Source organism: Spongiactinospora gelatinilytica (assembly GCF_003236385.1).
Lineage (GTDB): Bacteria > Actinomycetota > Actinomycetes > Streptosporangiales > Streptosporangiaceae > Spongiactinospora > Spongiactinospora gelatinilytica.
Window position 1 is genome coordinate 1 of sequence record NZ_POUA01000948.1, and the last position, 383, is coordinate 383.

The window sequence follows — 383 nt, forward strand, 5'->3', positions numbered from 1 at the left end:
ATGCAGGACCGGTTAGTCGATCAATTTGATATCAAGACGCCACTAGTCTTAGAAGTACTGCCAGCGGCCTTATCGTTAGTCATGCGGACGGTGAGTGATCTTGGTGGTCAGGCAACCATTCGAACTGCTAATAATCGGGATGGCTTCACGTTAACCGATAGCGGCAATTTATTGATCGATTGTCATTTTCCAACGTATGCCAAACTTACGGACCTGAATGTTGAATTAGCAACTTTGGCTGGCGTTGTTGAAACGAGCTATTTTGATCATTTGGTGACGAATGCTTGGTTGGGTGATGCGACCACGAATACAGTCAAAGCGCTATTTTAAGTGTCATCAGGGACGACCTTAGTAACCAGTAAACGAATGCTGAAATTCGTTTG

At 44.6% G+C, this 383-nt stretch carries 1 protein-coding gene; it reads left to right on the forward strand.

Translation table 11 applies throughout. The features are described 5' to 3' along the window. Nucleotides 1–330, forward strand: a 330-nt coding sequence (locus tag C1I98_RS46915; RefSeq protein WP_199537622.1) for a ribose-5-phosphate isomerase A, incomplete at its 5' end; no start/stop codon positions are given. Nucleotides 331–383: the final 53 nt, after the last annotated feature.